This window comes from Halomicrobium mukohataei DSM 12286 (assembly GCF_000023965.1).
In the GTDB taxonomy this organism is placed as follows: domain Archaea; phylum Halobacteriota; class Halobacteria; order Halobacteriales; family Haloarculaceae; genus Halomicrobium; species Halomicrobium mukohataei.
In genome coordinates this window covers 1,096,415-1,121,232 of sequence record NC_013202.1, presented here as the reverse complement: position 1 = coordinate 1,121,232, position 24,818 = coordinate 1,096,415, and the positions used below count along the sequence as shown (strand labels likewise).

Here is a 24,818-nt window from a genome sequence, read left to right as displayed (position 1 = left end):
ATGCTGTCGCTCTGACCCACCCGTTCAGGGTGGGCTTCCGCTCGCTACGTGTCACTCGAACACGCGACCGAGGACGTACAGCCCGGCACCCACGGCGGCGAGCGGCGCGTGGACGACGCTGGTCACGCCGTCCCGAACGATTTCGAGCCGGCTGGACAGGCCGTCGGTGACGGGGACGATCTCGATCCCGAAACCGACGGACGCGAGCGAGCCGACATCGCGAGGGGCGGCCGCGACGAACATCGCCGTCGTGCCGAGCACGACCAGCAAGAGGGTCGTGTGCGTCCCCGTCCAGTTGGGGAGCGCGTCGGTGAGACGGACCACAATCCCGAAGACCACCGGCACGGCGATCGCGGCGGCGGTCACGGCCAGGGGCGGTGCGGTCGCGAACGCGACGATCGAGACGATCCCGCCCGCGACGAGGCCGACCGTGACGCCCATGAACTTCAGCGAGAAGCCGTCGTGGAGTCGCAGCGTCCAGGTACAGGCCAGCGCGGTCGTCATGATGTAGGCGATCCGGTGGGCGATCGTCAGGACACCGTCGGCGAAGCCACTCGCGGCGTAGAGGAACTGCAGCGCCAGCAAGACGGCGAGGACGCCGAGCGCCTCGACGACGCTGACGCCCGGAAATCCCGGTCTGGTCTGCTCTGTGGCGGTGTTGCTCATCGCTTCGGCGTCCACTGCGTGGGGCCGACGTAAGTCTCTGTGGGATCCGGTGTCAGCGCATCGGCTCGCGCACCAAAGAGAGGGGTGGGTTGCGGTGTCCGGGCGCGCTCGGGAGGATGGGAGACTGAATGTACAGTCGGTGTGCGCGCCCGTGTCGACGGGTCAGGACGGCCGTACATAAATACCCGTCAGACGGGCGTTCGACGGCGGCGTAGTCCGTGGGTTTTTCTCGCGTGCGTCCCTCCCGTCGGGCGTGACCTGGGAGGAACTCTTCGAGCGAGCGACGGAGTACGAGGCGAGCGTCGAGAGCGTGCGTTCGGCACTGGAGGAGCGACGCCGTGACGGGTGAGTCGACCCGAGTCGTGGCCGACGCCGACGTACTCGCCGTGGACCTCCTCGTCGGTGGGGACGCCCGCGCCGCGCTCGATCACGTGCGCCGACACGACTGGGTGACGCTGGTCGCCAGCGTCCCGCTGCTGGACGACGCCGAGGCGGTGATCGCCGGTCTCGCAGACGCCTCGCTGGCCGCCGACTGGCGCGAGCGCGTGACGACGGCGTGTGACTGCGTCGAGCACCCGCCCGACGACCACCCGGGGCTTGCCGCCGCCTACCGCGGCGAGGCCACGCACCTGCTGTCGTACGACGACACGCTCCGGTCGGCCAGAACGGGACTCTCGATCCAGCCCCACGCCGACCTCAGCGTCCGTCCGCCGGACGCGTTCGCCCGGCTGTTCGACCCCGCGGCGGTGTACGAGGCGACCCACGACGGCGACTACCCCGGACCGGACAGCGACCCGCGGGCGTAGGTCGCCGTCAGCGATTCCCGTTGACGAGCCGGCTTCCCCACCGCTGGAGTGGGCGCGGGACGAACGAGAGCAGACCCACGAGGACGGTCATCGCCAGCCCCGGCACGACGACGGGGTCGCCGCGCTGGAGCCCCCGGTATCCCGCCCGCGCCACCCGTTCGGGCGTGTAGCAGAGCGTGCGACCGACCGCCGAGTCGCCCATCCCCGCCCGCTCCTGGAACTCCGTCTCGGTCGGGCCGGGACACAGCACCGTCACGTCGAGGGCGCTGTCCCGGTGCTCGGCCGCCAGCGCCTGGGAAAAGCTGTTGACGTAGGCCTTGCTGGCGTAGTAGCCCGCCATGTACGCGCCGGGGACGAAGCCCGCGACCGAACCGACGTTGAGGACCTGCCCGGCGTCCCGATCGTCGAGAAACCGGCGGGTCAGTTCGACGAGCACCGAGACGTTGAGCTGGAGCTGTCTCCGCTCCGCGTCGGGATCGCTCTCCGCGAAGGGGCCGTGCGTGCCGACGCCGACGTTGTTGACGAGCGTCTGGACGGAGATGCCACGGTCCTCTAGCGTCGCCCACAGCTGATCGGGCGCGTCGTCCGCCGCCAGATCCATCGCGACGACGTGAGCCGTGACGCCGTGGCGTTCGAGGTCGGCCGCGAGTGATTCGAGACGGTCCTCTCGGCGGGCCACGAGGACGAGGTCGTGTCCGTGGCGAGCGAACTCCCGGGCCAGTGCCGCACCGATCCCGGCGCTGGCACCCGTGATCAGGGCCGTCCCCGCTGCCTCGCTGTCGCTCATGAGACTGTCCCCCCATTCGCTTTCGAGGCGCGGCGCGCCTCGCTCGCATTCAGCGAGGGCCGACACTCGCTTCGCTCCGTGCTCGCGTGTCGCTCACTCCCCTCGCTCCCGCTCGCATTCAGCGAGGGCCGACACTCGCTTCGCTCCGTGCTCGCGTGTCGCTCACTCCCCTCGCTCCCGCTCGCATTCAGCGAGGGCCGACACTCGCTTCGCTCCGTGCTCGCGTGTCGCTCACTCCCCTCGCTCCCGCTCGCATTCAGCGAGGGCCGACACTCGCTTCGCTCGTGTCGCCCCTCGCTAGTCATCGATCCGACCCGTCGTCTCGACCCACTCGGCGAAGGTCGAAAGCGCCCGGCCGCGGTGGCTGACAGCGTTTTTCCGCTCGGTGTCCATCTCGGCGAAGGTCGCGCCGTCGTGTTCGAAGATCGGGTCGAAGCCGAAGCCGCCGTCCCCTCGCGGTGCGACGATCGTTCCGGGGACGCGCCCCCGGAACAGCTTCACCGGGAGCGTCTCACCGTCGACCTGCGCGTCGGTGGTCGCTCCGCCCCGCTCGTCGGCGGCCAGGTCGTGTCCGCGCCGGTCGTCGTGATCGACGGAGCTCGGTGCGGCCTCGAAGCCGTCGCCGTCGCAGTAGGCGACGACGGTCTCGAAGGCGGCGCTGTGGTCGTCTTCCGGTTCGGTGAGTCGCCAGACCCGCTCGATGCCGAGCCGGTCTTCGACGTACGAGGAGTACGGGCCGGGGAACCCATCGAGCGCGTCGACGAACAGACCGGAGTCGTCGACGATGACGGGTTCACCGACCGCCCGGTAGGCCTCGCGTGCGCCGTGGGCGGCGACGGCAGCGAGGTCGTCGCCCTGGACCTCCGTGTAGTCGAAGTCGAACTGCTCGACCGTCTCCGCGCCCAGGTACTCCCTGGCCTCGTGGACCTTCCCGGGGTTGGTCGTGACGAACTTGAGCATACCGCGAGTCGGGCGAGGACGGGAAAATAGCCGTCGATGTTCGCGACTCAGTCGACGACGACTTCGACCGCTTCGTCCTCGGCGTCTGGCTCCTCCTCGATGCCGCCCTGCTCTTGCCAGACCAGTGCGCCGACGACCGCGAGGACGACCCAGGAGCGCCAGTTGGCGAGGTTCAGCGAGTACCCGATCCCGAACGGTTTCTCGACGAGCATCGAGTCGCCGGGTTGCCAGTACGAGGACAGCATCCGTCGAACGCTCGGGCGTTCGAAGTTGTACGGCACTCCGAAGAGTTCGCCGGACTGTGGTTTGTCGGCCATGGAATCCGGTACGGCACGCCGCGTTAAGTCGTTTTTCCTCGCTCAGCCCAGCAGCGAGGTCACGGGGCCGTCGAAGTTGATGATCACGGCCTGGGCCCGGTCACCGAACACCGCCTTGCCGGTTGGCGATCGCTGGTCGCCGGTGAGAAACACGTGGTCGATGTCGTTGTCCGCGGCGGCTTCGAGGATGCGGTCGGCCTCGTTTTCGGCCTGTCCGACGCGTCCCGCGACGACGTCCCACTCGACGTCGTAGTCGCCGACGACCTCCTCGACGGCTGCTTCGGCGTCCTGGTGAACGTCGTCCATGATCACGCCGTCGTCGTAGCTCGTGTGTTCCTCCGCGGCCACGGCGTCGAGAGACTCGCGTTTCTCTTCGAACGCCTCGTGGGTGAGCAGGGAGAGCACGTGGAGGCGCGCGTCCGCGCCACCGGCCAGCTGCGCGGCCTCGGTCAACAGTTCGCGACCACGTTCGTCCGTATCGAGTACGACGAGTGCGTCGTCCATGTCAGGAGCGGTCTGGCGGGGCCCACTTAATTTTCACTGGTATCGGCCGCGATCCTCGATCGCGTCGAGACGGTCGAGGACGGTGTCGTCGCGTTCGCTCGCGGTCCGATAGGCGTCGGCCACGGCGGCACGGAGTCGCTCGGCGTCGTCAGTGGTGCCGGCCAGCGACTGATCGAGGACGTGCAGGTCCATCGCGTGGTCCTCGGTGTCTCGCGTGTAGTAGCCCAGTCCGAAGTCGATGAGGAAGACGCCCGGATCGCCCGCCCCGACGCGGACGTTCCGCGTCGTCGGATCGCCGTGGACGAAGCCGGCGTCGTGGATCGCAGCGAGCTGTCGCCCGACCGCCCGCACCCGCTCCTCGGTCAGCCCGTCGCGCAGTTCTCGATCGCCGACTCGCTGGAAGACGATCCGGGCGTCCCGTGGGTCGACGTCGTGTATCACTGGCGTCGGAACGCCGTGCCGGCGGGCCTCGCTGGTGAGGCGGGCCTCCTGTCTGGTGCGCTCCGAACGCAGCCGTTCGTCCAGCTTCGGGTGGCGATACGAGCGGGGACGGCGCTCCTTGATCACGCGGTCGCCCTCGAAGCGGACGAGCGCCTCGGCCCCCTGAATCTCGTCGGCGTCGCCGCCGACGCGAGCGACCGGTTCGCCCGCATCCCAGGTCACCTCGACCTGATCGGGCCGGAAGTCCGAGTCGATGCCGGAGTCGGGTATCGACAGCGTGTCGCCGGCCGCGTACATCCGCGCGCCCAGAATCGCGATCATCCCGGCGTTGTCCCGGAGAAAGCGCGGTTCCGGCGCGTAGAACTCCGCACCGCGCTGCGTACACATCTCCGCGAGCATCGATCGGAGGCGCTCGTTCTGGCCGACGCCGCCCCCGAGGACGAGTTCGTCGGCGTCAGTCAGCGAGAGGGCGCGCTCGGCGACTTCGGTCAGCATCGCGAAGATCGTCTCTTCGAGCCCGCGACAGACGTCCTCGACCGGCGTACCACGGTCGGTGGCCTGCTTGGCGGCGGACATGATTCCCGAGAACGAGAAGTCCATCCCCTTGACGACGTAGGGGAGATCGACGTACGTCCCGCGCGTCGCGTGATCTTCGACCTTGGGACCGCCGGGGTGAGACCAGCCGACGTGGCGCGTGAACTTGTCGATGGCGTTGCCGACGCCGGTGTCCATCGTCTCGCCGAGCACGCGGTACCGTCCCGAGCGGTACCCGAGGACGTGCGCGTTGGCACCCGAGGCGTTCAGGCAGATGGGCGAGGAAAACCCCGAGAAGTAGCGTCCGACTTCGAGGTGTGCGACCATGTGGTTGACGCCGACCAGCGCCACGTCGAACCGCTGGGCGACGGCTCGGGCCGCCGTCCCGACGATGCGCAGACACGGACCCAGGCCGGGGCCACGCGAGAAGGCGACGGCGTCGATGGGCGGGCCCGTCTCCGTGTCGGGCGCTCGCTCGCGGGCGTGGTCGAGCGCGCGCTCGACGACCTTGGGGATCGCCTCGCCCATGTGTTCGGCGGCCTCGCGGGGGTGGATGCCGCCGCTGTCGGGCTGGTAGGCGTCGGTCTCGATGAAGACGTGGTCGCCACTGGCGGCCGCCGAGGGATCTCGAAGCTCACTTTCGTCCGCCTCGAAGATCGCAGCACTGGCTGCCCAGGCTGTGCCTTCGATGCCGAGAACGCGCATTGTGAAGCCGCTATGCGGGCGTTACTCCCACTCGGTGTAGCCGCACTTGCCGCAGTGTTTGCGGTCGTCGTGCTCGGCGAGGAAGGTGTCGCCACACCGGGGGCACTGCTCGCGTTCGATCTGACCGTCGTCGCTGTAGTACTCGTGACGGGCCATCTTATGCCTCCTCACCCGACTCGCCGTCGGCGACGATCTTGTTGCGTTCGAGCATGTGGTCCTGCTCGACCTCGCGGGCGAACTCGGGCGCGTCGTACACTTTCGCGTAGCCGACGGTCTTTCGCATCCCGAACTTCGTGTCGAGCTCGTGGACGACGACTTCTTCGGCGTCCTTGTTGAGCTTGGCCGCGAGCGAGTCGCGCACGGAGAGTCGCGACGGCGTCGCCTCGTCGTGTCGCACCTCGAACCGAACGTCGGTCCGGTGTAACATCGGGTTGTCGTCTTCTTTGATGATGTCGATTTCCATGGTTCGTTGTCCCTACATTGCCCCTGAAGCGCGTAAAAGGATTTCGAACGGCGTACAGCTACCCACCTCGCGGCGGGGCGAGACCCGACGGCGTCGCGACCGACACCCGAGCAGAGAGCCGGATCGACGGAGACGACACGGCCCCGTCGCCAGGGTACTACGAGATGAAATATAAGAAAGCAGAGTTGAGAAATCGAATACCGTGGTAACTGTTGCACCGCATTTCGGAGCGTGAAAAGCATTTCTACAGAATGTGTAATGGTACCACCTCTCAAAACCAATCGGCTTTCTGAAACTTTTTGTATGGCGAGAGTATCGTTGTAGGTACGGCAGTGGTCCCGCGACCGCTCGCCCCCACGGAGCACTCACAATGTCATCGAACACATCCCATCTTCGCACACGATCCGAGCGTGGTCCCGCAGTCAATTCCCCGTCGTTCGCGACGCTGGTCGGTTTCCCCGTCCTCCTCGTCGCCGCTCTCGTCGCCCTGAGCTATCCGCTCGCGGCCGCGACGGCGCTCGCCGCGACGGCACTCGCGGTGAAAGGCACGCAGTTCGGACTGGCCGCGCTGGTCCGCCGGACGAACGATACGCCTCGTCGGGTCACCGTCCCCGGCGTCGGTACCGTGACCGTCAGCATCGCCCCGCTGTGATACGAATGGTTGTCGGACTGTCCCGGTGACCGTCTCCTCCGTGGCGACGCGCATCGCTACGCAACGACAACCGTCCGTATGAGACCGTTGTCCGTCACGCCGTGACAGCCGACGGTGTGAGAACGAGACGCCACGCTCTTTGCATCACGACTGGTTTTCGCTGCGACGACGCCACCGCGGCGAGGTCGCCGTCATCTACTCCTCGGTTACCGGCGCGTCCATGCGTCGAACGGCGAGCACCAGCTCGTCGGCGGTCTCGGAGACGGCCGTCACTTCGCCCGCGACGACCAGATCGGCGCTGGGCGTCGGCCCGACGACGACCGGATCACCGACCTCGATACTGTCGAGGGTCCCCTGGAGGGAGACGTGTGCCGTACACTCCGTCGGGTGATGGACGTTGGTCAGGTCGATCTCCTCGACCGTGGCGTCGATCCGGTCGAACGCCTGCGAGACGGTCACCGTCTCGGCGTCGTCCATCGGCTCGCGACCGATCGCGGCGAACGCCGCTGGCGTCGGCTCGTACCCGCCGGTGGGCCCCTGGACGCTCTCGACGAGCCCGATCGACTGGAGGGTCGTGAGCTGGTTCTGGACCGTGCCCGAGCTGCGGTCCAGTATCTCGGCGACCTGACCGCTCGTGACCGGGCCGTCCGCGGTCTCGTGTTCGTTGATGAGCGTCGTTACGAGCTGAGTCTGCGTCGGAGAGAGGTCGATGTCGTTCGCGTTCATTCGTTAATTGTCTGTTGACGGTCAGCAACCATGAGTTTCGTGGTCGTGACTACTAGAGATCGATCGACGGCGTCAGCGGCGGGCGGCGCTTGTGTCTGGTGGTTTCTCGCCACTGCCGGACCCGCTGGACCGTCGCTCGATCGACGGCGAGTCGCTCGGCGACGGCGGCCGGTGGTTGCGCTTCGTCGACGAGAGCGTGGAGGATCTCGTCGAGAGTCTCGGGGTCGACGCCGAGTTGCTCCGGGTCGCTGTCGGCGCGTCCCGCCGTCCGCGTCGACCGGTCGAGGATATCCGACGGCACGTCGACCGCTCTCGCGAGCGCTCGCACCTCGGTGCGGTAGAGCGGTGCCAGCGGCGCGAGGTCGACGCCGTCGTCCCCGTGTTTCGTCGTCGATCCCAGGAGCCGCCGGGTGCGATCGACGGAGCCGAGCACGAGTCGATCGGTCGTGTTGGCGACGTAGTACAGACACGCCATCCGGAACCGTTCGCCTGCGTTGTCGAGCGCGACGACGTCGTCGGCCGGTTCCCCACTGGCACCGAGCACGCGCTGGAACGCCGAGAGCAGCGGGCGCAACTGGAGTCGCTCGTACTCGATCGACAGCATCGACGCGACCGCCTCCGCCGCCCTGGCCGAAGCCTCGTCGTTCATGTTGGCCGGCAACACGAGACCGCAGACCCGATCGACGCCGACGGCCTCGATCGCCAGCACCGCCGCGACCGTCGAACCGACGCGCCCGTCCAGCGCGACGACGACGCCCTCGGCACCGGCCCGTTCGAGCGTCCGTTCGACGAAGCGGGGCAACTGCTCGCGGAGTCCCTGGACCGCCTCCGGCTCGGTCGCAAGATCGGAGCCCTCGCGGGCCAGTGCAGCGTCGGACGGGCTGCGGTTCGAGTCACTCACGGCGACCACCGCCCGGCGGCGAGCGCGAACCGCGACCGTGTCGCTCCGGGGGGCGGACACCGCCGGGCTCACGGGTGTGCCGGCTGTCCCGCCCTCGGGAGAGCGCTCTTCGTGAGACGGAGACGGCCGGCGCGATAGCTGTCGCCGGCCGTCGGACAAACGGCGTCGGCTGTCGGCCGGACGACCCGATCACAGATCGTGGCGTGCAGTACACGGTACCAGCAGTTCGACTCGCTACTGATAGTGATTCCCTACCAGGGGAACTAATGGATGGGGGTCTCTGAGAGGACCTAGTACAGGTATAGTGACCAGCGAAAGGCGAGACACACCGACCGAACGACGGTCTCGGACGGACTCCTCGCTTCCCGATGGCCGTCGCCACGGGAGAGCCGCTCACCGCTATAGTAACAATTGAAACGATTTACACACCGATCGCACTGCTGTCGTGCGATCGGGTGTGCATTGATTTTCAATGGCTACTATAGGTCGCTACACCCACCCGTCGATCGCGACGCCGACCGCTATCAGACGGGCAGCCGGCGCATCAGCGCGGGCAGACGGTTGCGAAGCTTCGTCTTGAAGCCACCCTCCAGCTCGTGGATGCGGGCCATCTCGTCGTCGGTCAGGGAGAACTCGAAGACTGCGAGGTTGTCGGCCAGGTGATCGCGGCTGGTGCTCTTCGGGATGGCGACGACGCCGTCCTGCTGGACCAGCCAGCGCAGCGCGACCTGTGCCGGACTCCGGTCGTAGCGGTCGCCGATCCGGGCCAACAGATCGTCTCCGAGGACTCGCCCCCGCGCGAGCGGGCTGTAGGCCGTCAGTGCGATCCCCGCGTCGACGCAGTACTCTCGCAGCGCCGACTGCTCCTTGTAGGGATGGTACAGCACCTGATCGGCGACGATCGGGCCGTCGACGGCGTCGGCGGCCGCCCGGAGCTGCGACCGCGTGAAGTTGCTCACGCCGAGGTGTTCGACCAGTCCCCGCTCGCGCAGTTCGGCCATCGCGTCGAGGGGCTCCTCGACGGGAACTCGCGGGTGGGGCCAGTGGATCAACAGCAGGTCCACGTAGTCGACGCCGAGTTTCGCCAGACTCTCTTCGACCGTCGAGACGACCGTCTCGCGCCGGAGGTTCGAGCGCCACACCTTCGTCGTCAGGAAGATGTCGTCGCGATCCACGTCGGCCGCGGCGATCCCCTCGCCGACCGCCCGCTCGTTGTCGTACACCTGCGCGGTGTCGACGTGTCGATAGCCGAGATCCAGAGCGGTCCGAACCGTCTCGGTACACGCTGTCCCGGTGTTTTGCCACGTTCCGAGTCCGATCTTCGGGATCGACGCGCCGCCGGCTTCGACGTGTTCCATAGCCGACGTTGCGCCGGGACCACAAAGAACGTCGCGGCGTCGAAGGAGGGAAAGGACAATGACAGTTGGCCACGACAGTCGTGGTATGAGTTCCGACACTGTCCTCGTCGAGGACGTGATGTCGACACCGCTGGAGACGACGAGCCCGAACGCGACCGTCCGGGCCGTCGCCGAGCAGATGCGCGAATCGAACGTCAACGGGCTCTTCGTCCCGGGAGCGGACGCCGGGATCGTCACGACGACCGACGTGGTCCACGCCGTCGCCGAGGGCGCGGACCTCACGGAAACCCGAGTCGCGGACGTGATGACCTCTCCCGTCGAGCGCGTCGAGACGACGACGGAACTCAACGAGGCCGCGGCCATGATGACCAACTTCGGCATCAAACACCTCCCGGTGATGGACGATCACGGCGACTACGTCGGGATGGTCTCCTCGACAGACACGACGGGCGAGTTCGCCTAGGGCGTCTCGGGACGGGGCCTTTTCTCCCGCACGCCCGAACGGTCGAACATGAGAGTCGACTGCGAGGGGTGTGCCGGCTGCTGTATCGACTGGCGGCCCCTGACCGACGCCGACATCGATCACGAGCGGCGCGGCAGTCGCCAGCCGCTCGACGAGACCGCCAACCTCGTCCCGCTGACCCGCGCCGAGGTGCGTGCGTTCGTCGACCGCGGTCACGGCGACGCCCTCACGCCCCGCCTGTTCGCCGACGACGACGGCGTCAGAATCGACGGGCACAGCGTCGCCGCGATCGACGGTCGGCCGGCGTTCTACGTCGGCCTTCGCAAGCCGCCCAAACCCGTCGCGCCGTTCGACGCCGACCCCACCTGGCTGGAGAGCTGTGTCTTCCTCGATCCCGTGACCCTGCAGTGTCGGCTCCACGGCGGCGAGCTGTATCCGGACACCTGTGGAGCCTACCCCGGCGAGAACCTCTCGCTGGCCGTCGAGACCGAGTGCGAGCGCGTCGAGGCGCACGCACCCGGCGAGGCCGCTGGCGAGCGACTCCGGGACGACGAACCGCCGGACGGCGCTACGCCGTTGCTCGGCCCGGCCGCGCTGGGTTCGAAGCTGTTCGCACACCCCGAGCCCGAGCGCCTCTCCGGCGTCGTGTCTCGCCTCGTCGCCGACGAGCTGACGGCCGCCGACCGCGCGGAGTTCGTCGCCGTCGCGGCTGCCTCCGCACCCGGGACCGGGGCCGTCAGCGACGACTGGTACGAGCGGTACCACGAGCGCGCACGGGACGCACCGTCGTGGACCGGGCGAACGATCGAGCGCTGGCAGACGATCGCCGACGCGGTCGGCGAGCCGGCACCGGACCCCGACTGCGCACGCAAGATCGAGGACGACGACGGTGCACCGCCGACGCCGGGCTGGGACGCCGTCGAGTGAGCTTTGGCGTGACGTATCGGACCCGCTCCCCGTTCGTTACCGCGTGGCGGGGGTCGCTACGGGTGGCGAAATCGGTCACAGGTCGACAGCCGGCAGTATCACTCGTGGCCGTACACCGGGACCGGCTCGTACGGTTCTTCGAGGTACTCCATCTCCGACGCCGAGAGGTCGATCTCCAGTGCTTCGACGGCCGCTTCGAGGTGTTCGATGCTCGACGTGCCGAGGATCGGCGCGTCGGTGTACTCGTTCTCGAAGTGCCAGGCCAGCGCGATCTGGGCCATCGTCACGCCCTTCTCGTCGGCCAGTTCCTGAACGCGCTCGTTGATCTCCCGACTCCCCGGCCCCTCGTCGTAGGGGAGCCCGATGTTCTCCTTCTCGTGTTCGCCCCGCGTCGTGCGAGTGAACGCCTCGTGGGGGCGGGTCAGATAGCCCGCGCCGAGGGGGCTCCACGGGATGACGCCCACGTCCCACTGCTCGCAGACGGGATACATCTCGCGTTCCTCCTCGCGGTAGGTGAGGTGATAGAGGTCCTGCATCGTCTCGAAGCGGGCCAGCCCCTCCCGCTGGCTGACGTGCAGGGCCCGCTGGAACTGGTGGGCCCACATCGACGACGCTCCGATGTGACGCACCTGGCCGCGCCGCACGGCGTCGTCCAGCGCCCGTAGCGTCGTCTCGATGGGCGTGTCGTAGTCCCAGCGGTGGATCTGGTAGAGATCGACGGTGTCCATGCCCAGCCGGTCCAGCGAGGCCGACAGCTCCTGTTCGATCGCCTTCCGCGAGAGCCCCTGCCTGTTGGGATCGTCGCCCATCTCGCCGAACACCTTCGTGGCGACGACCTGCTCGTCGCGGTCGTACTCGCCGAGCACGTCGCCGAGGATCGCCTCGCTCTCGCCCGTCGAGTAGACGTTGGCCGTGTCGAAGAAGTTGATCCCGAGTTCGAGCGCGCGCTCGATCAGCGCCTCGGAGTCGTCCCGGTCGAGCATCCACTCGTCGCCGCTGCCAAAGCTCATACAGCCCAGACAGATCTTCGAGACCTCGATCCCGGTCGAGCCGAGTGTCGTGTACTCCATACACGGGGGTCGTGGGGACTGACCAAGTAGTCAACGGCAAGCTTCTGACACGCCGGCCGCGAAAACTGGCCCGCCGGAGTCGGTGGTCCTGTTCACATGCGCAGCCGAGATACCGGTGTGCAAACACCGAAAGCCCTCGGCCCTCACTCTCTTATCGGAGCGCTACCGAGTCGATACACACAACTACCGGGCCGCGCACGTCCGATCATGGACGTTGCACACGTCGCGCTGTGGGTCTCGGAGATGGATCGCGCGGTCGAGTTCTACACCGAACTGGGGCTGGAACGACAGTGGTCGTTCACGCTCGACGGGGTCGAGAACGTCTACGTCGGCGGCGACCACGGCGAGTTGCAGCTCCGGCACGACCCCGACCGCACGACGCCGATCGCGCCCAACCGCGCGGACGTCGACCACGTCGCACTCACCGTCGACGACACCGAGGCGATGGTCGAGCGCGCCACAGAGCAGGGCGCGACCGTCGTCACCGCACCCACCGTGATCGAACCGGCCGACGCCTACGTCGCCTTCGTCGAGGACCCCGAGGGGTACGTGCTGGAGTTCGTGGAGCCGCTGGAGTCGAGCGACTGATTTCGGCAGCCACATTCACTCGCCAATCAGAAAGATTGCAACCTGCTGCGGAGTGGTAGTGTTCAGATAAGAGATCGAGAGTAGCATCGTCGAGGCACCGAAAGCCCTCGTGCAGTTGCGGTCCCGCGGCTCGCTGCGCGCGCTCCGCGTGCTTGCCGAGAGGGACTCTCCGAGTCCCTCTGGCCGTGCGAACGGGCGCTTTGCGCCCGTGAGCAGACTTCGCCGGGGTTCCCGCAAGGGCCGGCCGGTGGAACCGGCCGGCTATAACGTGACGGCTCCGCCGTCACGCAGCACTCGCCCTTTCATCCGCCAGGTTTCAGACGGTGAACCAGCCGATTCCTGGTGGATGAAAGGGCGAGGTGCGGTCGGCGGTTCTGCGGCGGCACTATCGAACGCAGTGAAGATATCCGCCACAGAACCGCCGAGCGTGCCGAGGGCTTTCGGTGTCTATATGTCAGTCAGTGCTGCTGCTTATCTGAACACCGCCTGCGGAGTGTCCCGCACATTTATCACAGTCGAATTAGTGTGTGGAATATGGAAATTCCGCCGAAAGAGTATCTCCTCATGCGAGAGAGCGCATGGTCAAGCCGGTTAGAGATATTCTTCGCAGGAATGGTTTCCCTAGCCGTCGCAGTGGTCATTATATTTGCAATGGGACCAATCGTGCCCGATACAGTTTGGTACGTCGAACTCCCGATAATCCTCTCAGTTGTTACTTTTTCTCTCACACTTTCCATAGTTCTTATACCATTTTTATTTTATCAAATTGGTATTGGTGTGAAATCGTAAAGAGAAGATATTCTTCCAATTGTCAGACTGAGCTGAGAGGGATCAGTTCTACTGTTCCTAAATCAACAGCTCAACCGTGCTAGGACACACCCCAAACTGCGGGATGATTAACAAGGTTGTAGATCTGTCAAATCTCTAACTATTCATTTCCAGTGTCCCTCTGCCGATATATGATATCTTTGTAATCAGTTCTTGCTACAGCCAGCTCACTCCTTGATCTATCAATCAGAAAGTGTACCCGACATGTGGATATCTCGTTCGAGATTTACTTGATACATTTTATTCGTGTCTGTGGGCATCCAATGCCCACTGACGAATGTGACAGCTGCCGGCAAGCACGTGTCGCCTGCACATAGGCCCATATCATACCCGCCGAGTCTCGACACTGAGGAACGTCGCAGCGACACCTGAGACTGACCGATCGTCCACTCCTGGGGGCGACTCGGTGGGGTATTAGTCGCTAGCGTCCCTTCTTCGGGATACGATGGCAGAAGCGAAACCGGTCCAGCGAGCCGACGATCCGCTGGATCTGACTCTCTCCGAGGCGGAACTGGAAGCGTATCGCGACCACATCACCGACTTCATCGCCGAGCAGGCCGACGCGGCCGGCGTCGAGACGGCGATCATCGGGCTCTCCGGTGGGATCGACAGCACGCTCACCTCGCATCTGGCCGTCGAGGCGCTGGGCGCAGCGAACGTCTACGGGCTGGTGATGCCCAGCGAGGTCAACCGCGAGGCGAACATGAGCGACGCCGAGCGCGTCGCCAGCGAGCTGCTGGACATCGAGTACGACGTGATCGAGGTCGAACCGATCGCCGACGCCTTCCTCGACGGGTACCCCGACGCCGAGGGCGATCAGCTCGCCGTCGGCAACCTCCGGGTGCGCTGTCGGGCCGTACTGAACTACCTCGCCGCCAACCACCGGGACTCGATCGTCCTCGGGACGGGCAACCGAAGCGAGGCGCTGGTGGGCTACTTCACCAAGTACGGCGACGGTGCCGTGGACTGCCACCCGATCGCGAACCTGTATAAGGGCCAGGTCCGCCAGCTCGCCACACACGTCGGCGTCCCGGACGACCTCGCGGAGAAGACCGCGAGCGCCGAGATGTGGCTCGACCAGACCGACGAGGCGGAGCTGGGCATCGACTACCCGACGCTCGATTCGATCCTCGCGCTCCACGTCGAGGGCGGCGTCTCCGCCTCGGCGACGGCCGCCGAGATCGGCGTCGACGAGGACGCCGTCGAACACGTCAGGACCCTCTACGAGGGGAGCGAGCACAAGCGCGCCGCGCCGCCGGGTCCCGACCCGCTGTTCTGACCGCCGGTGACGGCTCGGACGGGCGAGGCGTCAGCGGACCCGCTGCTCGGGCCCGCGACCGATGTACTCTGCCATGAACTGCCGCATGGTCTCTTCGTCGTACTCGTCCATGTCGAGGCGCTTGGTCCAGGCCGTCAGGACGTAGGTCGCCTCCGGGTCCTCGACCGGCGTCGGGACCGCGAGGAAGCTCATGAAGTCGTCCGTGTAGCGATTGCCGTACTGCCGGAAGCTCTCGCGAACGTCCGGATCGATACCGTCGGGGTCGTAGTAGACGACGATCGCCCCGTGTTCCAGCGCGTGGACGACCTCACCCAGCGGCGGGGCCGTCTCGTCGTCGTAGTACCCCCCCGTCGCCCAGTCGGCGTAGTGTGGCCCGGAGGTCGGCGGCATGTGCTCGTAGGTGAGCTCCGTGCCCCGGTCGACGTGGGTCCGCCCCTCGGACTCCTGAGTCGTCACCTGCGAGACGACCGCCTGATCGCCGCTGTCTGGGAGACTCGATCCACCACCGCCCGCGCCCATGAAGACGACGACGTAGACCACGACCGCGATCGAGAAGCCGACGACACCGATCAGGATAGCCGGCCCCAGCGAGAGGCTCGGGCTCTCGTCGCTCCCGTCGTGTTCGGCGACCCGCCGCTGATCGATCGACCCCAGCTCACCCTCGTGGGCGCTGCCGAGGTGATCGAGGTACGCGTCCTCGCTGTCGAAGGACCCGTCACAGTACTCACAGTCAACCATTGTCTCGTGGTGCGCGTGCGACGGCTTCAATCCTTGCGCTTGGCCCGCGCTTCGACGAGGGCCGCGAACGCCTCGCGTTCCCGCTCGAACTGGCGGTCGCCGTCGGCCGGCTCGGCGAGCAGCCCCTTGATCGTCCGGACCGCTCCGGCGTCGTTGTCGGCGACCGCGTGTGCGACCGCCAGAGGATCGTCGACGATCCGCGAAACCAGGCCGACCCGCAGTGCCTCCTCGGCGTCGACGACGCGACCGGACAGCGAGAGGTCCATCGCCACGCTCCGGCCGACGGTGCCGACCAGCCGATCGGTCCCGCCCCACGCGCCGAACAGCCCCAGCGTCACGCCCGACTCGGCGAACGTCGAGCGGGGCGTACAGACCCGCAGGTCACAGGCCAGCGCGAGTTCGACGCCCCCGCCGCGTGCCGGCCCGTCGATGGCCGCGACGGTCGCCCCGTCGTAGCCAGCCAGCGCGTCCGCGACGGCCTGGCCCAGCCGCGAGAACGAACGCGCGTCGTCTCCGTCGAGGGCGTCGACGGTGGCCAGATCCGCGCCGGCACAGAACGCCGACCCAGCGCCCCGAACTGCGACTACCGGCGCGCTCGCGTCCGCGAGTCGATCTCGCAGCACCGCCAGCGCGTCGGCCGTCAGCGCGTTGCGGCTGTCGGGCCGGTCGATCGTCACGACCAGTACCTCGCCCGTCCGCTCGGTCCGTATCGTCCCCATGCCCGATCCGACGTTTCCAAAGGTCTTTGCCCTTCCCGTCGCTAGGCGAAGGTAATGGAGGAAGCCGCTGCGGTCCGACGAGCCGCACTGGCGGCAGTCGACGACGTCGACCCCGCTCGTCTGCGCGACCGTATCGAGGACCGGCTCGACGCCGCCTCGATGACGCCCGGCGTCTGCACGCTCGTCAGCGCGAGCGCCGCCGGCTGCGATGGACAGCTCGACGGCATCAGCGACCGCGCCGCCGGTGTCCAGTTGATCTACGAGGGACTCCGGCTGACGCGGGCGCTCGCCCACGACGACCCCTGGGCGGGCGGCGACCGCGACGCCGCCGACCTGGACGTTCTCATCGCCGACATCCTCGTCTCGCGTGGGTTCTACCTGCTGGCCCGAACGGAGGCCGCCGACGCCGCCGTCGACGTGGTCCGGGCGTTCGGTACCGACCAGACCGTCCGCCGCGAAACCGACGACCCCACGCTCGATCGGAACCTCGAGGCCGACGTGCTCGAACTCGCCGCCGTGGCCGGCGTCACCGCCGCCGGGAACCGACCCACGCCACGCCTGCGTGAGTACGCCAGCGACCTCGTGACCGACGGGCTGCCACCCGTCGAGACGTTCGCCGACGAGGACGTCCGCGAGACGCTCGCGACGCTGACGAACGACGCCACGAGCGCCGACGGCGTCCGCACCTCGGCCGACCACTGAGAGAGAGTGGCGTGCCGTCCCCGAATCGTAACGCCTAAAGACAACTCCGGACAACGGATGAATGCGCGCCTGGGTAGCTTAGAGGTAAAGCGCGTCCTTGGTAAGGACGAGAGCCCGGGTTCAAATCCCGGCCTAGGCTCTTTCTGCCGTACACTCCTTGTACACACTTTACGGATTTGTCTGTCTTGAACACAACATATTCAAAACAGCCTTGTCTCACTAAACAGGGTATCCCTCGCTGTATAGTGATCCTCCAAACTGTCAGCACACACAAATCAACCCGCAGACTGCGGCGGGATAGCCCCGAAGTTGACCGGGAGCGCATCCCCTCAGGGACGCACTGATTTCGCTAATCTGCGCTCGCAGAGGAACGAGTGAAGTGTAGTCAGGAAACTGATAGAATATCCCTCGATACGGCCATTCACGACGATTACGCGGCGAATAGAGTGTTGCCGAAACGACTATTGGTAAGACCAGCGTATTACGTCTATATGTCTGAAGCGGCCACAAACGACGACGGCGGAGACGACATCGCCACGGTGAACTTCAAGCTCACCGAGTCGTTCCTCGAACAGATAGACGATACGTGGCAAGGACGCGGGTTCAACAGTCGGAGCGAGTTCATCCGGTACACGCTTCGAGACGCCGTCGAGTTCCCGACGTTCGACCGCGACGAACTCGTCGCCCTGCTCGAAGCGGAGGAGGACATCCGCGAGGAACGGACGACGAGCGCGGAGGAAGCCCGCGAGCGGTTCGGCACGAGCGATGAGTGACGACGGGTGGACGTGGGAACTCTCCTCGAAAGCCGAGAACGACCTTGATGGACTTTCCCCCGCCGACCAAGACCGGATACTCGACAAGCTCGATGAAATCGTCTCCTCGCCGTGGCGCGACCCGCCCGACTACGGGGAGCCACTCCAGAACAGTCCGCACAAGAAAATACGCATCGGGGGGTTTCGGCTCTCTGTGACCTTCCGTCAGGACGACCAGCGGCTTGTCGTCGCGCGTATCAAGCGTCGAGACGGCGCGTACACCGCTGACGACGACTAAGTAATGGAACATCCTCGATGCGGCGAGATACAGGTAGAGGATTCAGCAGATTTGTCCCTGTCGTCGGTCGTGAGCTACCTTATCGAAGTGGATTGTTTCTTCTGCTCCTCGATGTTGTGAGTAGCTTCGGTAAGTACAGGAGAAACGGATAACAGAACCGTTCAGGCGGATGTGGAACGTCGTTTGGCAGCATTCACTCCAAGAAGGTAAATAAGTATGACGAGAAATTCGACTGCAACTAATCCGATGACAGTACTGAATATGAATGCAAGGCCCACTCCCAGTACGAATACGGATACTCCCACGACTAACGGGGAACGTGAGCCATACTTTTTCGCCTCAGAGTAGACGAACGACGAGATGAGGGCTTGTAAGGTGAGGAATATCGGGGTTCCAATGCCGAATGCAGGCATAAAAATTGTTTTCTTCTGAGTCTGTAAGTACTTTCGGTGACGATCGGCGGCTACTTCTTAGCAGAGAGCTGAGCAGTTAACTACGCACATCTACCTATTGGCTGTTCAGTCGGACAGGTATCGAACTAAGAGGGTTCCAACAGAGCTATCCGACTCGATGAAGGGAGCCATCCAGCTGAACCACTCGAACCCCACAGAATTCTGATGTGCCAAGTATGGCAACACTCACCCGAACACGGTTGTCGATTTCTTGCGTCCACAGACGGCATACGGGGTCGAGTCCCCGGTTCTTTTATAAATAGAGTTGCTGATAGAGAGATGAGAAGCACGCAAAGTGGGATTTCGCAGCAAGGGTAGCCGCTTTCAGGGCCGAAGGCCACCTCGGTAAAGCGCGTCCTTGGTAAGGACGAGAGCCCGGGTTCAAATTCCGGCCTAGGCTTGTCAGTTTTCACTTCTGCGAGGCGTTCTGTCGCCGAGCAACTGCTGAAATCGCTGGCGTCGCAATCGTGATTTGAATCACGCCGGACCAGGCAGAGCGAGGTCTGGCGTCGGGTTCGAATCCCCGTTGGCTTTCTGCAACGAACGCGAACAGCGAGATCGGACGCCGTGAGAGGGCTGCGATCGCAGGCCGACGCGCAGAACCGAATCGGCCAGCGGTAACTCCGCGCTTTCGTATCGCGAATATCGGTATATTCCCGAGAGTGCAGGTCACGCTGTGACAGCTTCCGAAGCGACCAGACCGTCCGCGAGAGCGCTCAGCGAACCGCGATTTCGCGGGCGTGTTCGACCACCGTCGACGGAGCCTCGCGAGGCGGCCAGTGAGCACACGAGTCGAGAACCACCAGTTCACCGTCCGGAATGCGATCGGCCGCCCGCTCGGCCCAGGACAGCGGGACCACCTCGTCGTGGCGGCCGTGGAGGAGTCGTGTCGGGACCGCAAGCTCCGGTAGCTCGTCGACGTAGACGGTCCGGTATCCCGAGCGCGTCACCTCGGCCTCGCGGAAGCGACGGAACGCGACCCCGGCAGTGGGTCGCTGGACTTCCTCGTAGACTGCATCGACCGCCGCCTCGGAGAGGCCGTCGAGATCCGCGACGATCCCGCCGAGACTCGCCCTCGTGAGTCGACGACTCCGGCGGAACAGAGCGATAGCGATTCGGTTGAACAGCTGCACACGTGCGAGGCCGTAGGAGAGTCGCCCGTTTGGCAGCGCCCGTCCCAGTCCGTAGCTGTCGATCAACAGCAGATCGTCGACGAGAGCGGGACGGCGGAGTGCCAGGCCGAGTCCGACGGCACCGCCCAGCGAGAGCCCGGCGATGGAGAACGTGTCGACGGCCAGTTCATCGAGAAACCCCGTCATAGCGTCGACGTGCCGGCCGACCGGGTAGGAGCCCGGTGGGAGAACCGTCCGGCCGTCCGTGCCCTCGCTGTCGACGCCGCTCCGGCCGTACCCCAGGAGATCCGGCGCGACGACGTGACAGTCCGCGGCCAGGGGCTCGATCACCTCGCCCCAGGACACGCGAGCCGCGTCGATGATCCCGCCGTGCAGGAGGACGATCGTCGGAGCCGCCGGATCGCCGGCTTCGAGGAAGTGGATCGCCAGACCGTCGGCGGTGACCGTCTCAGTGATCGGCATACAGGGACGACGACCGCCGGCAGCAAAAATCCACGCGCTGCCCGCCCAGCGGCGTCTCATCAGTCTCCTCGTCGGGTACAACTCCGTCCCGACGAGACGCGTCATAAAGTACTATCCGCGATAGAGAACGGAATCGGTCGGTCCGCGAACCGGCGCTTGGGGAACGGCGTCGTGTTCCACAATCGCTTTTTTACCGGTCGACGACGCCCCGAGCGATGCCCTCCACACTCGATTCGCTCGCACGATCGCTGGCAATGCCGTACTACGACCTCGCCCTCCCGGCACACGATCGGTTCCACGCGAAACGGGTCCGTGATCTCTCCGTGCGACTCGCCGAGAGGTGGACCGCGCTGTCGATCGAGACGTGTTGTCCGCGGCCGCGTGGCTCCACGACATCGGCCGCCCGCTGGAGCGCGTCGGCGAAATCGACGACCACGACGAGTGGGCCACCGCCGAAACCAGGGAGTTGCTGGCCGACGAAGGCGTCGCCGCCGACCGAATCGACGCGATCGCACACTGCCTGCGGACCCACAGCATCCGATCGAGTTCACCAGAGCCCGAGAGCCCGGAAGCGAAGCTCCTGTTCGACGCCGACAAGCTCGATGCGACCGGCACGGTCGGGATCGTCCGACTCGCGTGTGTCGTCGGCGAACGATCGGGGCGAACGGGGACCCAGTACGCACACCTCGACGACGCCTCGACACACGAAGCGACGACCGACCGTCCCGACGTTTCGCTCCTCCGAGAGTGGGCGCGCGAACGGCTGGAGCAACTACACACGCCACCGGCCCGGCGGCTCGGCAGATCGCGGTGGCGTTTCATGGAGGGCTTCTTCGAGCAGTTCGAGAGCGAGATCGGCGTGCGAGCCGACGCCTGATCGATCGCCGACAATCTCGATTCCGGTGACCGGATCACGCATCGGCACACGAGAGCGGTCGCTATTGCCGTCGCTGCGAGCTCGGCGAATCCGTTCCGACGCCACTTTGATATCGCGGATAATGATTTATAGCGTGGCCAGGCGCATGTCCGTGAAAACAGTCGCCACGGCCACAAACGGCCGGTAAACGGCGTCAAATGTGTCGTAACGACAAATACGAGAGCCGTGTCCGTCTCGAACGGATATCGGACCTCACACTTGGCTGTAACCTCGTGAAGATATCCGCCACCCCAGGGTGGCGGAATCGTCACAGATAGACAGCCGACAGTATCAGAACTCACCCGGGCCGGGGGCCGGCACGCCACCGTCGTCGCCACCGTCGAGTTCGAACTCCTCGCGTAGCTCGCGGATCCGATCGCGGATGTCCGCAGCGAGTTCGAACTCCAGGTTGTCGGCCGCCTCGGCCATCCGGGCTTCGAGCCGGTCGATCTGTCGGGCGGCCTCGTCGGCGTCGGCCGGACCGTCACCGGCCACGTCGCTGGTGTCCGTCTCGGCACCCGGAAGCGAGGACTCGCCGATCTCCTTCTCGATGGTGGTCGGCTCGAAGCCGTGTTCCTCGTTGTACGCCTGCTGGATCTGGCGGCGGCGCTGGGTCTCCTCGATGGCCGACCGCATCGCGTCGCTCGTGTCGTCGGCGTAGAGTACGACCTCGCCGTTGACGTTGCGGGCGGCCCGCCCCATCGTCTGGACGAGCGTCGTCTCCGACCGCAGGAACCCCTCCTGGTCGGCGTCGAGAATCGCGACGAGGCTCACTTCGGGGATGTCCAGTCCCTCCCGCAGGAGGTTGATGCCGACGAGCACCTGGATCTCGCCCAGCCGCAGCGACCGGATCAGTTCGTGGCGTTCCAGCGTGTCGGTCTCGTCGTGCATGTAGGCCACGTCGACGCCGCTCTCTTCGAGATACTCGGTGAGATCCTCGGCCATGCGTTTGGTGAGCGTCGTCACCAGCACGCGCTCCTCGTCGGGCATCGATTCGATCCGTTCGAGCAGGTCCTGGACCTGGCCGCTGGCGTCTGCGACCTCGATCGCGGGATCGACGAGGTGGGTCGGACGGACGATCTGTTCGACGACCTGCCCGCTCTCCTCGCGCTCGTAGTCGCCCGGCGTCGCCGAGACGTACAGCGTCCGGTCGGTCTTTTCCTCGAACTCCTCGAAGGTCAACGGGCGGTTGTCGAAGGCGGTCGGCAGGCGAAAGCCGTTCTCCACCAGACTCTCCTTGCGCGACTTGTCGCCCTCGAACTGGCCTTTGATCTGGGGGATCGTCTGGTGGGACTCGTCGACGACGGTGAGGAAGTCCTCGGGGAAGTAGTCCAGCAAGGTGTAGGGCGCTTCGCCGCTCTCACGGTCCGAGAGGTGGACCGAGTAGTTCTCGATCCCCGAGCAGTAGCCGGTCTCTTTCATCATCTCCAGGTCGAACGTGGTTCGCTCCTCGATGCGCTGGGCCGCGACGGCATCGCCCTGTCGTTCGAAGTAGCGGATGCGATCTGCCAGCATGTCCTCGATCTCCTCGATCGCCCGCTGGAGGCGCTGTTCGGGGATCGAGTAGTGCTCTGCCGGGTGGAGCAAGACGGCGGGCTCCTGGCTGACGACCTCGCCCTCCAGCGGGTCCATCTTCACGAGCCGGTCGATCTCGTCTCCCCACATGTCCACCCGGACGGCGTAGCGGCCGTACATCGGGTAGATCTCGACGGTGTCGCCCCGCACGCGGAAGGTCCCCTGGGTGAAGTCCACGTCGTTGCGCTCGTAGTTCAGGTCGACGAGCTGGCCCAGGAGTTCGTCGCGCTCGATCTGCTGGCCCTCCTCCAGCCGGAGGCTCATGTCGACGTAGTTGCGCGGGTCACCCAGCCCGTAGATCGCCGACACCGAAGCGACGACGATCACGTCGTCACGGGTCAGCAGCGAGCGAGTTGCAGAGTGCCTGAGGCGGTCGATCTCGTCGTTGATCGAGGCGTCCTTGTCGATATAGGTGTCGGTCTGCTCGACGTAGGCCTCGGGCTGGTAGTAGTCGTAGTACGAGACGAAGTACTCGACGGCGTTGTCGGGGAAGAGACTCCGAAACTCCTCGTAGAGCTGGGCCGCCAGCGTCTTGTTGTGGGCGATGACCAGCGTCGGCTGCTGGAGCTCTTCGATCGCCCACGAGACGGTGTTGGTCTTGCCCGACCCAGTGACGCCCAGCAGGGTCTGTTTGTCCATTCCCCGTCGATATCCGTCGACGAGCTGCTCGATGGCGTCTGGCTGGTCGCCGGCTGGCTCGAACGGTGCATCGACGCGAAACGCCGTCTCGGCGTCCGGTCGGTCCGGAGACAGTGGGCCGGAGTCGCTCATTGTCCGACAGTAGGGCTCGATCGACTTGAGCGGTGTGCTTTGGGCGAATTCGCCGGTTCTCCACGCTTTCGGCCGTGTTTTGCGGAGAGAGTCAGAATGTGGATCGCGAAGTGATAAACCGCTGTACGCTATATCGAATGTGGTGAGTGGCGGCCACTCGCGGTCGACGACGAAGCGCTGGCGACAGGGAGTTCGACGCCGCATCTCCGGGAAGCGTCGTCGGAGTTGCCGGCGTTATACCACACCGGGCACCAGCGACGAGACCAGAGCGAGCGAGAGAACGCGGGCTCGGATGGCAGGAGTCGACGGGCGACACTGACCGCACCACGTCGGCGCGATCGGGTGTGCAGTGAGATTCGATAGCCAGGGGGACGAGCGATGACTCGACCTCCGGTGAAAATATATCCGACAGAAATCGCCGCCGGATCAGGTCCCGACGCCGATCCGGTCCATCGTCCGCTGGATCGTCAGCCCCGAGAGCATCGAGGTGGCGATGTACCACACCGTCCAGACGTGCAGCGGTCCGATCAGTTTGGCCGTCCAGGTGATTCGGCCGAGCATCGGGAACACCGTCGCCGTCGGCGCGATGGCGGCGGCGGGCGCGACGGCCAGCCACGACAGCCACAGGAAGATCGGTGCCGAGATCAGCACCGTCCAGGCCATCGGCCGGAGCATGTGCTTGAACATCGACAGCTGCCGGGTCATCAGCTCCTGCTGTTCGGCCCGGAGCCGTTCGACCGCCTCGTCGTCGCCGCGATCACGGGCGGCGTCGAGGCGCTCGCGCACGTCGTTCATCCGCGTCTTGAGCCGCTCCATCCGTTCTTTCGACCGGAGCCGGCGGCGAATCGTCGTCGAGGCCAGCGCGGTCACGACCGCAAGCAGTGTGATCGTCGCGACGAAGGGCAGTTGTGCCGCGAGCGGTCCGAGAACGGTGTTGACGCTCTGGCCGACCAGTTCGCGCCCGCCGGGCAACTGGTAGCTCGCCATCAGCGCGAGTGCGCCGACCCCTGCCAGCTTGTCCGCGCGCGACCAGCCGCCGGTCTCGGGGGCGTCGGAGTCCGCGCCGTCGAGGTCTCGCTGTGCGAGCAGTTCGCGAGCCGCGGTCGGGTCGTCGACGACGAAGCGATCACCAGCCGGGACGACGACGCCGTGGTCGAGCAGTCGGCCCCACTCGGCGGGATCGATCTGTCCCTGGAGATCCGTCCACGCGACGGTTCCGTCACCCGCCTCGGCACGGTCGAGGACGACCGACAGCGCCACGGCGAGGTCGTCGTCCGCCCGGACGGCGTCGAGAGAACTATCCATGTCCCAACTGGTCCCACCAG

General features: G+C 65.8%; 28 protein-coding genes, 1 tRNA gene and 1 pseudogene. 12 read left to right on the top strand and 18 right to left on the bottom strand.

What is annotated here, in order from left to right; translation table 11 throughout:
• Positions 1 to 51: 51 nt before the first annotated feature.
• On the bottom strand, positions 52 to 666 hold the full coding sequence (locus HMUK_RS05625) for a hypothetical protein (RefSeq protein ID WP_015762152.1): 615 nt from the start codon (positions 664 to 666) through the stop codon (positions 52 to 54).
• A gap of 338 nt (positions 667 to 1,004) precedes the next feature.
• Between HMUK_RS05625 and HMUK_RS05620 the strand changes: the two genes are divergently transcribed.
• Positions 1,005 to 1,472, top strand: coding sequence for a DUF7384 family protein (locus HMUK_RS05620; RefSeq protein ID WP_015762151.1), 468 nt, complete (start codon positions 1,005 to 1,007; stop codon positions 1,470 to 1,472).
• Between the two features lie 7 nt (positions 1,473 to 1,479).
• Here the strand turns inward: HMUK_RS05620 and HMUK_RS05615 are convergent, their stop codons facing one another.
• Genes HMUK_RS05615 through HMUK_RS05585 form a run of 8 tightly spaced genes read right to left on the bottom strand, consistent with a single transcriptional unit; the run spans position 1,480 to position 6,183 of the window.
• Positions 1,480 to 2,259, bottom strand: coding sequence for an SDR family NAD(P)-dependent oxidoreductase (locus HMUK_RS05615; protein WP_015762150.1), 780 nt, complete (start codon positions 2,257 to 2,259; stop codon positions 1,480 to 1,482).
• Complete coding sequence (locus tag HMUK_RS17100) at positions 2,256 to 2,564, bottom strand: hypothetical protein (protein ID WP_015762149.1); 309 nt, start codon at positions 2,562 to 2,564, stop codon at positions 2,256 to 2,258. The genes HMUK_RS05615 and HMUK_RS17100 overlap by 4 nt, the downstream gene beginning before the upstream one ends.
• Complete coding sequence (locus HMUK_RS05610) at positions 2,557 to 3,219, bottom strand: non-canonical purine NTP pyrophosphatase (RefSeq protein WP_015762148.1); 663 nt, start codon at positions 3,217 to 3,219, stop codon at positions 2,557 to 2,559. Before HMUK_RS05610 ends, HMUK_RS17100 begins: the two co-directional genes overlap by 8 nt.
• A gap of 47 nt (positions 3,220 to 3,266) precedes the next feature.
• Complete coding sequence (locus HMUK_RS05605; RefSeq protein ID WP_015762147.1) at positions 3,267 to 3,536, bottom strand: DUF5808 domain-containing protein; 270 nt, start codon at positions 3,534 to 3,536, stop codon at positions 3,267 to 3,269.
• A 42-nt stretch (positions 3,537 to 3,578) separates the two neighbouring features.
• Positions 3,579 to 4,040, bottom strand: coding sequence for a universal stress protein (locus HMUK_RS05600; RefSeq protein WP_015762146.1), 462 nt, complete (start codon positions 4,038 to 4,040; stop codon positions 3,579 to 3,581).
• Positions 4,041 to 4,073: 33 nt separating this feature from the next.
• The gene (locus tag HMUK_RS05595) at positions 4,074 to 5,720 is read right to left on the bottom strand and encodes a bifunctional N(6)-L-threonylcarbamoyladenine synthase/serine/threonine protein kinase (protein ID WP_015762145.1); all 1,647 of its coding nucleotides are present in this window, start codon (positions 5,718 to 5,720) and stop codon (positions 4,074 to 4,076) included.
• A 21-nt stretch (positions 5,721 to 5,741) separates the two neighbouring features.
• Positions 5,742 to 5,876: a 30S ribosomal protein S27ae gene (locus HMUK_RS05590; protein WP_015762144.1), complete on the bottom strand. Its 135-nt coding sequence runs from the start codon at positions 5,874 to 5,876 to the stop codon at positions 5,742 to 5,744.
• A 1-nt stretch (position 5,877) separates the two neighbouring features.
• Positions 5,878 to 6,183, bottom strand: a complete 306-nt coding sequence (locus HMUK_RS05585; protein WP_015762143.1) for a 30S ribosomal protein S24e — start codon at positions 6,181 to 6,183, stop codon at positions 5,878 to 5,880.
• Between the two features lie 370 nt (positions 6,184 to 6,553).
• Between HMUK_RS05585 and HMUK_RS05580 the strand changes: the two genes are divergently transcribed.
• On the top strand, positions 6,554 to 6,835 hold the full coding sequence (locus HMUK_RS05580; protein ID WP_015762142.1) for a hypothetical protein: 282 nt from the start codon (positions 6,554 to 6,556) through the stop codon (positions 6,833 to 6,835).
• Between the two features lie 195 nt (positions 6,836 to 7,030).
• On the opposite strand, the gene HMUK_RS05575 is transcribed toward HMUK_RS05580, so the two are convergent.
• From HMUK_RS05575 to HMUK_RS05565, 3 genes are all read right to left on the bottom strand, one after another.
• Positions 7,031 to 7,561 carry an HTH domain-containing protein gene (locus HMUK_RS05575; protein ID WP_015762141.1) on the bottom strand — a complete coding sequence of 177 codons (531 nt, stop codon included), beginning with the start codon at positions 7,559 to 7,561 and terminating at the stop codon, positions 7,031 to 7,033.
• A 52-nt stretch (positions 7,562 to 7,613) separates the two neighbouring features.
• On the bottom strand, positions 7,614 to 8,462 hold the full coding sequence (gene nadE / locus HMUK_RS05570) for an NAD(+) synthase (RefSeq protein WP_015762140.1): 849 nt from the start codon (positions 8,460 to 8,462) through the stop codon (positions 7,614 to 7,616).
• A 524-nt stretch (positions 8,463 to 8,986) separates the two neighbouring features.
• The gene (locus HMUK_RS05565) at positions 8,987 to 9,820 is read right to left on the bottom strand and encodes an aldo/keto reductase (protein WP_015762139.1); all 834 of its coding nucleotides are present in this window, start codon (positions 9,818 to 9,820) and stop codon (positions 8,987 to 8,989) included.
• 85 nt (positions 9,821 to 9,905) lie between these two features.
• On the opposite strand from HMUK_RS05565, the gene HMUK_RS05560 reads away from it, so the two are divergent.
• Positions 9,906 to 10,283 carry a CBS domain-containing protein gene (locus tag HMUK_RS05560; RefSeq protein WP_049940750.1) on the top strand — a complete coding sequence of 126 codons (378 nt, stop codon included), beginning with the start codon at positions 9,906 to 9,908 and terminating at the stop codon, positions 10,281 to 10,283.
• Between the two features lie 48 nt (positions 10,284 to 10,331).
• A complete protein-coding gene (locus HMUK_RS05555) occupies positions 10,332 to 11,210 on the top strand; it encodes a YkgJ family cysteine cluster protein (RefSeq protein WP_015762137.1) in 879 nt (292 codons plus the stop codon).
• A 98-nt stretch (positions 11,211 to 11,308) separates the two neighbouring features.
• Here HMUK_RS05555 and HMUK_RS05550 read toward each other — a convergent pair whose 3' ends face one another.
• A complete protein-coding gene (locus tag HMUK_RS05550; protein ID WP_015762136.1) occupies positions 11,309 to 12,280 on the bottom strand; it encodes an aldo/keto reductase in 972 nt (323 codons plus the stop codon).
• Positions 12,281 to 12,487: 207 nt separating this feature from the next.
• Here HMUK_RS05550 and HMUK_RS05545 point away from each other — a divergent pair, with 207 nt between their 5' ends.
• The 3 genes from HMUK_RS05545 (at position 12,488) to HMUK_RS05540 (ending at position 14,975) form a co-directional block, all read left to right on the top strand.
• Complete coding sequence (locus tag HMUK_RS05545) at positions 12,488 to 12,868, top strand: VOC family protein (protein ID WP_015762135.1); 381 nt, start codon at positions 12,488 to 12,490, stop codon at positions 12,866 to 12,868.
• A gap of 534 nt (positions 12,869 to 13,402) precedes the next feature.
• The gene (locus tag HMUK_RS17095) at positions 13,403 to 13,657 is read left to right on the top strand and encodes a hypothetical protein (protein ID WP_015762134.1); all 255 of its coding nucleotides are present in this window, start codon (positions 13,403 to 13,405) and stop codon (positions 13,655 to 13,657) included.
• A 484-nt stretch (positions 13,658 to 14,141) separates the two neighbouring features.
• Complete coding sequence (locus HMUK_RS05540; protein WP_015762133.1) at positions 14,142 to 14,975, top strand: NAD+ synthase; 834 nt, start codon at positions 14,142 to 14,144, stop codon at positions 14,973 to 14,975.
• Between the two features lie 30 nt (positions 14,976 to 15,005).
• Here the strand turns inward: HMUK_RS05540 and HMUK_RS05535 are convergent, their stop codons facing one another.
• Together HMUK_RS05535 and HMUK_RS05530 are read right to left on the bottom strand one after the other, a co-directional pair.
• The gene (locus HMUK_RS05535; RefSeq protein ID WP_015762132.1) at positions 15,006 to 15,713 is read right to left on the bottom strand and encodes a DUF3105 domain-containing protein; all 708 of its coding nucleotides are present in this window, start codon (positions 15,711 to 15,713) and stop codon (positions 15,006 to 15,008) included.
• A 26-nt stretch (positions 15,714 to 15,739) separates the two neighbouring features.
• Positions 15,740 to 16,432, bottom strand: a complete 693-nt coding sequence (locus HMUK_RS05530) for an enoyl-CoA hydratase/isomerase family protein (protein ID WP_015762131.1) — start codon at positions 16,430 to 16,432, stop codon at positions 15,740 to 15,742.
• A 54-nt stretch (positions 16,433 to 16,486) separates the two neighbouring features.
• Here HMUK_RS05530 and HMUK_RS05525 point away from each other — a divergent pair, with 54 nt between their 5' ends.
• The 4 genes from HMUK_RS05525 (at position 16,487) to HMUK_RS05510 (ending at position 18,184) form a co-directional block, all read left to right on the top strand.
• A complete protein-coding gene (locus tag HMUK_RS05525; RefSeq protein ID WP_015762130.1) occupies positions 16,487 to 17,134 on the top strand; it encodes a DUF7114 family protein in 648 nt (215 codons plus the stop codon).
• Positions 17,135 to 17,201: 67 nt separating this feature from the next.
• Positions 17,202 to 17,273 (top strand) — tRNA-Thr (locus tag HMUK_RS05520).
• A 352-nt stretch (positions 17,274 to 17,625) separates the two neighbouring features.
• Positions 17,626 to 17,907, top strand: a complete 282-nt coding sequence (locus HMUK_RS05515) for a ribbon-helix-helix domain-containing protein (RefSeq protein WP_015762129.1) — start codon at positions 17,626 to 17,628, stop codon at positions 17,905 to 17,907.
• Positions 17,900 to 18,184, top strand: a complete 285-nt coding sequence (locus tag HMUK_RS05510; RefSeq protein WP_015762128.1) for a type II toxin-antitoxin system RelE family toxin — start codon at positions 17,900 to 17,902, stop codon at positions 18,182 to 18,184. The genes HMUK_RS05515 and HMUK_RS05510 overlap by 8 nt, the downstream gene beginning before the upstream one ends.
• A gap of 1,168 nt (positions 18,185 to 19,352) precedes the next feature.
• Here the strand turns inward: HMUK_RS05510 and HMUK_RS05505 are convergent.
• Complete coding sequence (locus tag HMUK_RS05505; RefSeq protein WP_015762127.1) at positions 19,353 to 20,231, bottom strand: alpha/beta fold hydrolase; 879 nt, start codon at positions 20,229 to 20,231, stop codon at positions 19,353 to 19,355.
• Between the two features lie 215 nt (positions 20,232 to 20,446).
• On the opposite strand from HMUK_RS05505, the pseudogene HMUK_RS05500 reads away from it, so the two are divergent.
• Positions 20,447 to 21,108, top strand: a pseudogene (locus HMUK_RS05500) (HD domain-containing protein).
• Positions 21,109 to 21,438: 330 nt separating this feature from the next.
• Here the strand turns inward: HMUK_RS05500 and uvrB are convergent.
• Complete coding sequence (uvrB, locus tag HMUK_RS05495; protein WP_015762125.1) at positions 21,439 to 23,493, bottom strand: excinuclease ABC subunit UvrB; 2,055 nt, start codon at positions 23,491 to 23,493, stop codon at positions 21,439 to 21,441.
• A 426-nt stretch (positions 23,494 to 23,919) separates the two neighbouring features.
• Positions 23,920 to 24,798, bottom strand: coding sequence for a DUF106 domain-containing protein (locus HMUK_RS05490; RefSeq protein ID WP_015762124.1), 879 nt, complete (start codon positions 24,796 to 24,798; stop codon positions 23,920 to 23,922).
• Between the last annotated feature and the right edge of the window lie 20 nt (positions 24,799 to 24,818).

What these genes read in the sequence shown, in the direction of transcription:
- HMUK_RS05625 (WP_015762152.1), bottom strand. Translation starts at nt 666, where the DNA reads ATGAGCAACACCGCCACAGAGCAGACCAGACCGGGATTTCCGGGCGTC.
- HMUK_RS05615 (WP_015762150.1), bottom strand. Translation starts at nt 2,259, where the DNA reads ATGAGCGACAGCGAGGCAGCGGGGACGGCCCTGATCACGGGTGCCAGC.
- HMUK_RS17100 (WP_015762149.1), bottom strand. Translation starts at nt 2,564, where the DNA reads ATGACTAGCGAGGGGCGACACGAGCGAAGCGAGTGTCGGCCCTCGCTG.
- HMUK_RS05610 (WP_015762148.1), bottom strand. Translation starts at nt 3,219, where the DNA reads ATGCTCAAGTTCGTCACGACCAACCCCGGGAAGGTCCACGAGGCCAGG.
- HMUK_RS05605 (WP_015762147.1), bottom strand. Translation starts at nt 3,536, where the DNA reads ATGGCCGACAAACCACAGTCCGGCGAACTCTTCGGAGTGCCGTACAAC.
- HMUK_RS05600 (WP_015762146.1), bottom strand. Translation starts at nt 4,040, where the DNA reads ATGGACGACGCACTCGTCGTACTCGATACGGACGAACGTGGTCGCGAA.
- HMUK_RS05595 (WP_015762145.1), bottom strand. Translation starts at nt 5,720, where the DNA reads ATGCGCGTTCTCGGCATCGAAGGCACAGCCTGGGCAGCCAGTGCTGCG.
- HMUK_RS05590 (WP_015762144.1), bottom strand. Translation starts at nt 5,876, where the DNA reads ATGGCCCGTCACGAGTACTACAGCGACGACGGTCAGATCGAACGCGAG.
- HMUK_RS05585 (WP_015762143.1), bottom strand. Translation starts at nt 6,183, where the DNA reads ATGGAAATCGACATCATCAAAGAAGACGACAACCCGATGTTACACCGG.
- HMUK_RS05580 (WP_015762142.1), top strand. Translation starts at nt 6,554, where the DNA reads ATGTCATCGAACACATCCCATCTTCGCACACGATCCGAGCGTGGTCCC.
- HMUK_RS05575 (WP_015762141.1), bottom strand. Translation starts at nt 7,561, where the DNA reads ATGAACGCGAACGACATCGACCTCTCTCCGACGCAGACTCAGCTCGTA.
- HMUK_RS05565 (WP_015762139.1), bottom strand. Translation starts at nt 9,820, where the DNA reads ATGGAACACGTCGAAGCCGGCGGCGCGTCGATCCCGAAGATCGGACTC.
- HMUK_RS05560 (WP_049940750.1), top strand. Translation starts at nt 9,906, where the DNA reads ATGAGTTCCGACACTGTCCTCGTCGAGGACGTGATGTCGACACCGCTG.
- HMUK_RS05555 (WP_015762137.1), top strand. Translation starts at nt 10,332, where the DNA reads ATGAGAGTCGACTGCGAGGGGTGTGCCGGCTGCTGTATCGACTGGCGG.
- HMUK_RS05550 (WP_015762136.1), bottom strand. Translation starts at nt 12,280, where the DNA reads ATGGAGTACACGACACTCGGCTCGACCGGGATCGAGGTCTCGAAGATC.
- HMUK_RS05545 (WP_015762135.1), top strand. Translation starts at nt 12,488, where the DNA reads ATGGACGTTGCACACGTCGCGCTGTGGGTCTCGGAGATGGATCGCGCG.
- HMUK_RS17095 (WP_015762134.1), top strand. Translation starts at nt 13,403, where the DNA reads ATGGAAATTCCGCCGAAAGAGTATCTCCTCATGCGAGAGAGCGCATGG.
- HMUK_RS05540 (WP_015762133.1), top strand. Translation starts at nt 14,142, where the DNA reads ATGGCAGAAGCGAAACCGGTCCAGCGAGCCGACGATCCGCTGGATCTG.
- HMUK_RS05535 (WP_015762132.1), bottom strand. Translation starts at nt 15,713, where the DNA reads ATGGTTGACTGTGAGTACTGTGACGGGTCCTTCGACAGCGAGGACGCG.
- HMUK_RS05530 (WP_015762131.1), bottom strand. Translation starts at nt 16,432, where the DNA reads ATGGGGACGATACGGACCGAGCGGACGGGCGAGGTACTGGTCGTGACG.
- HMUK_RS05525 (WP_015762130.1), top strand. Translation starts at nt 16,487, where the DNA reads ATGGAGGAAGCCGCTGCGGTCCGACGAGCCGCACTGGCGGCAGTCGAC.
- HMUK_RS05515 (WP_015762129.1), top strand. Translation starts at nt 17,626, where the DNA reads ATGTCTGAAGCGGCCACAAACGACGACGGCGGAGACGACATCGCCACG.
- HMUK_RS05510 (WP_015762128.1), top strand. Translation starts at nt 17,900, where the DNA reads ATGAGTGACGACGGGTGGACGTGGGAACTCTCCTCGAAAGCCGAGAAC.
- HMUK_RS05505 (WP_015762127.1), bottom strand. Translation starts at nt 20,231, where the DNA reads ATGCCGATCACTGAGACGGTCACCGCCGACGGTCTGGCGATCCACTTC.
- uvrB (WP_015762125.1), bottom strand. Translation starts at nt 23,493, where the DNA reads ATGAGCGACTCCGGCCCACTGTCTCCGGACCGACCGGACGCCGAGACG.
- HMUK_RS05490 (WP_015762124.1), bottom strand. Translation starts at nt 24,798, where the DNA reads ATGGATAGTTCTCTCGACGCCGTCCGGGCGGACGACGACCTCGCCGTG.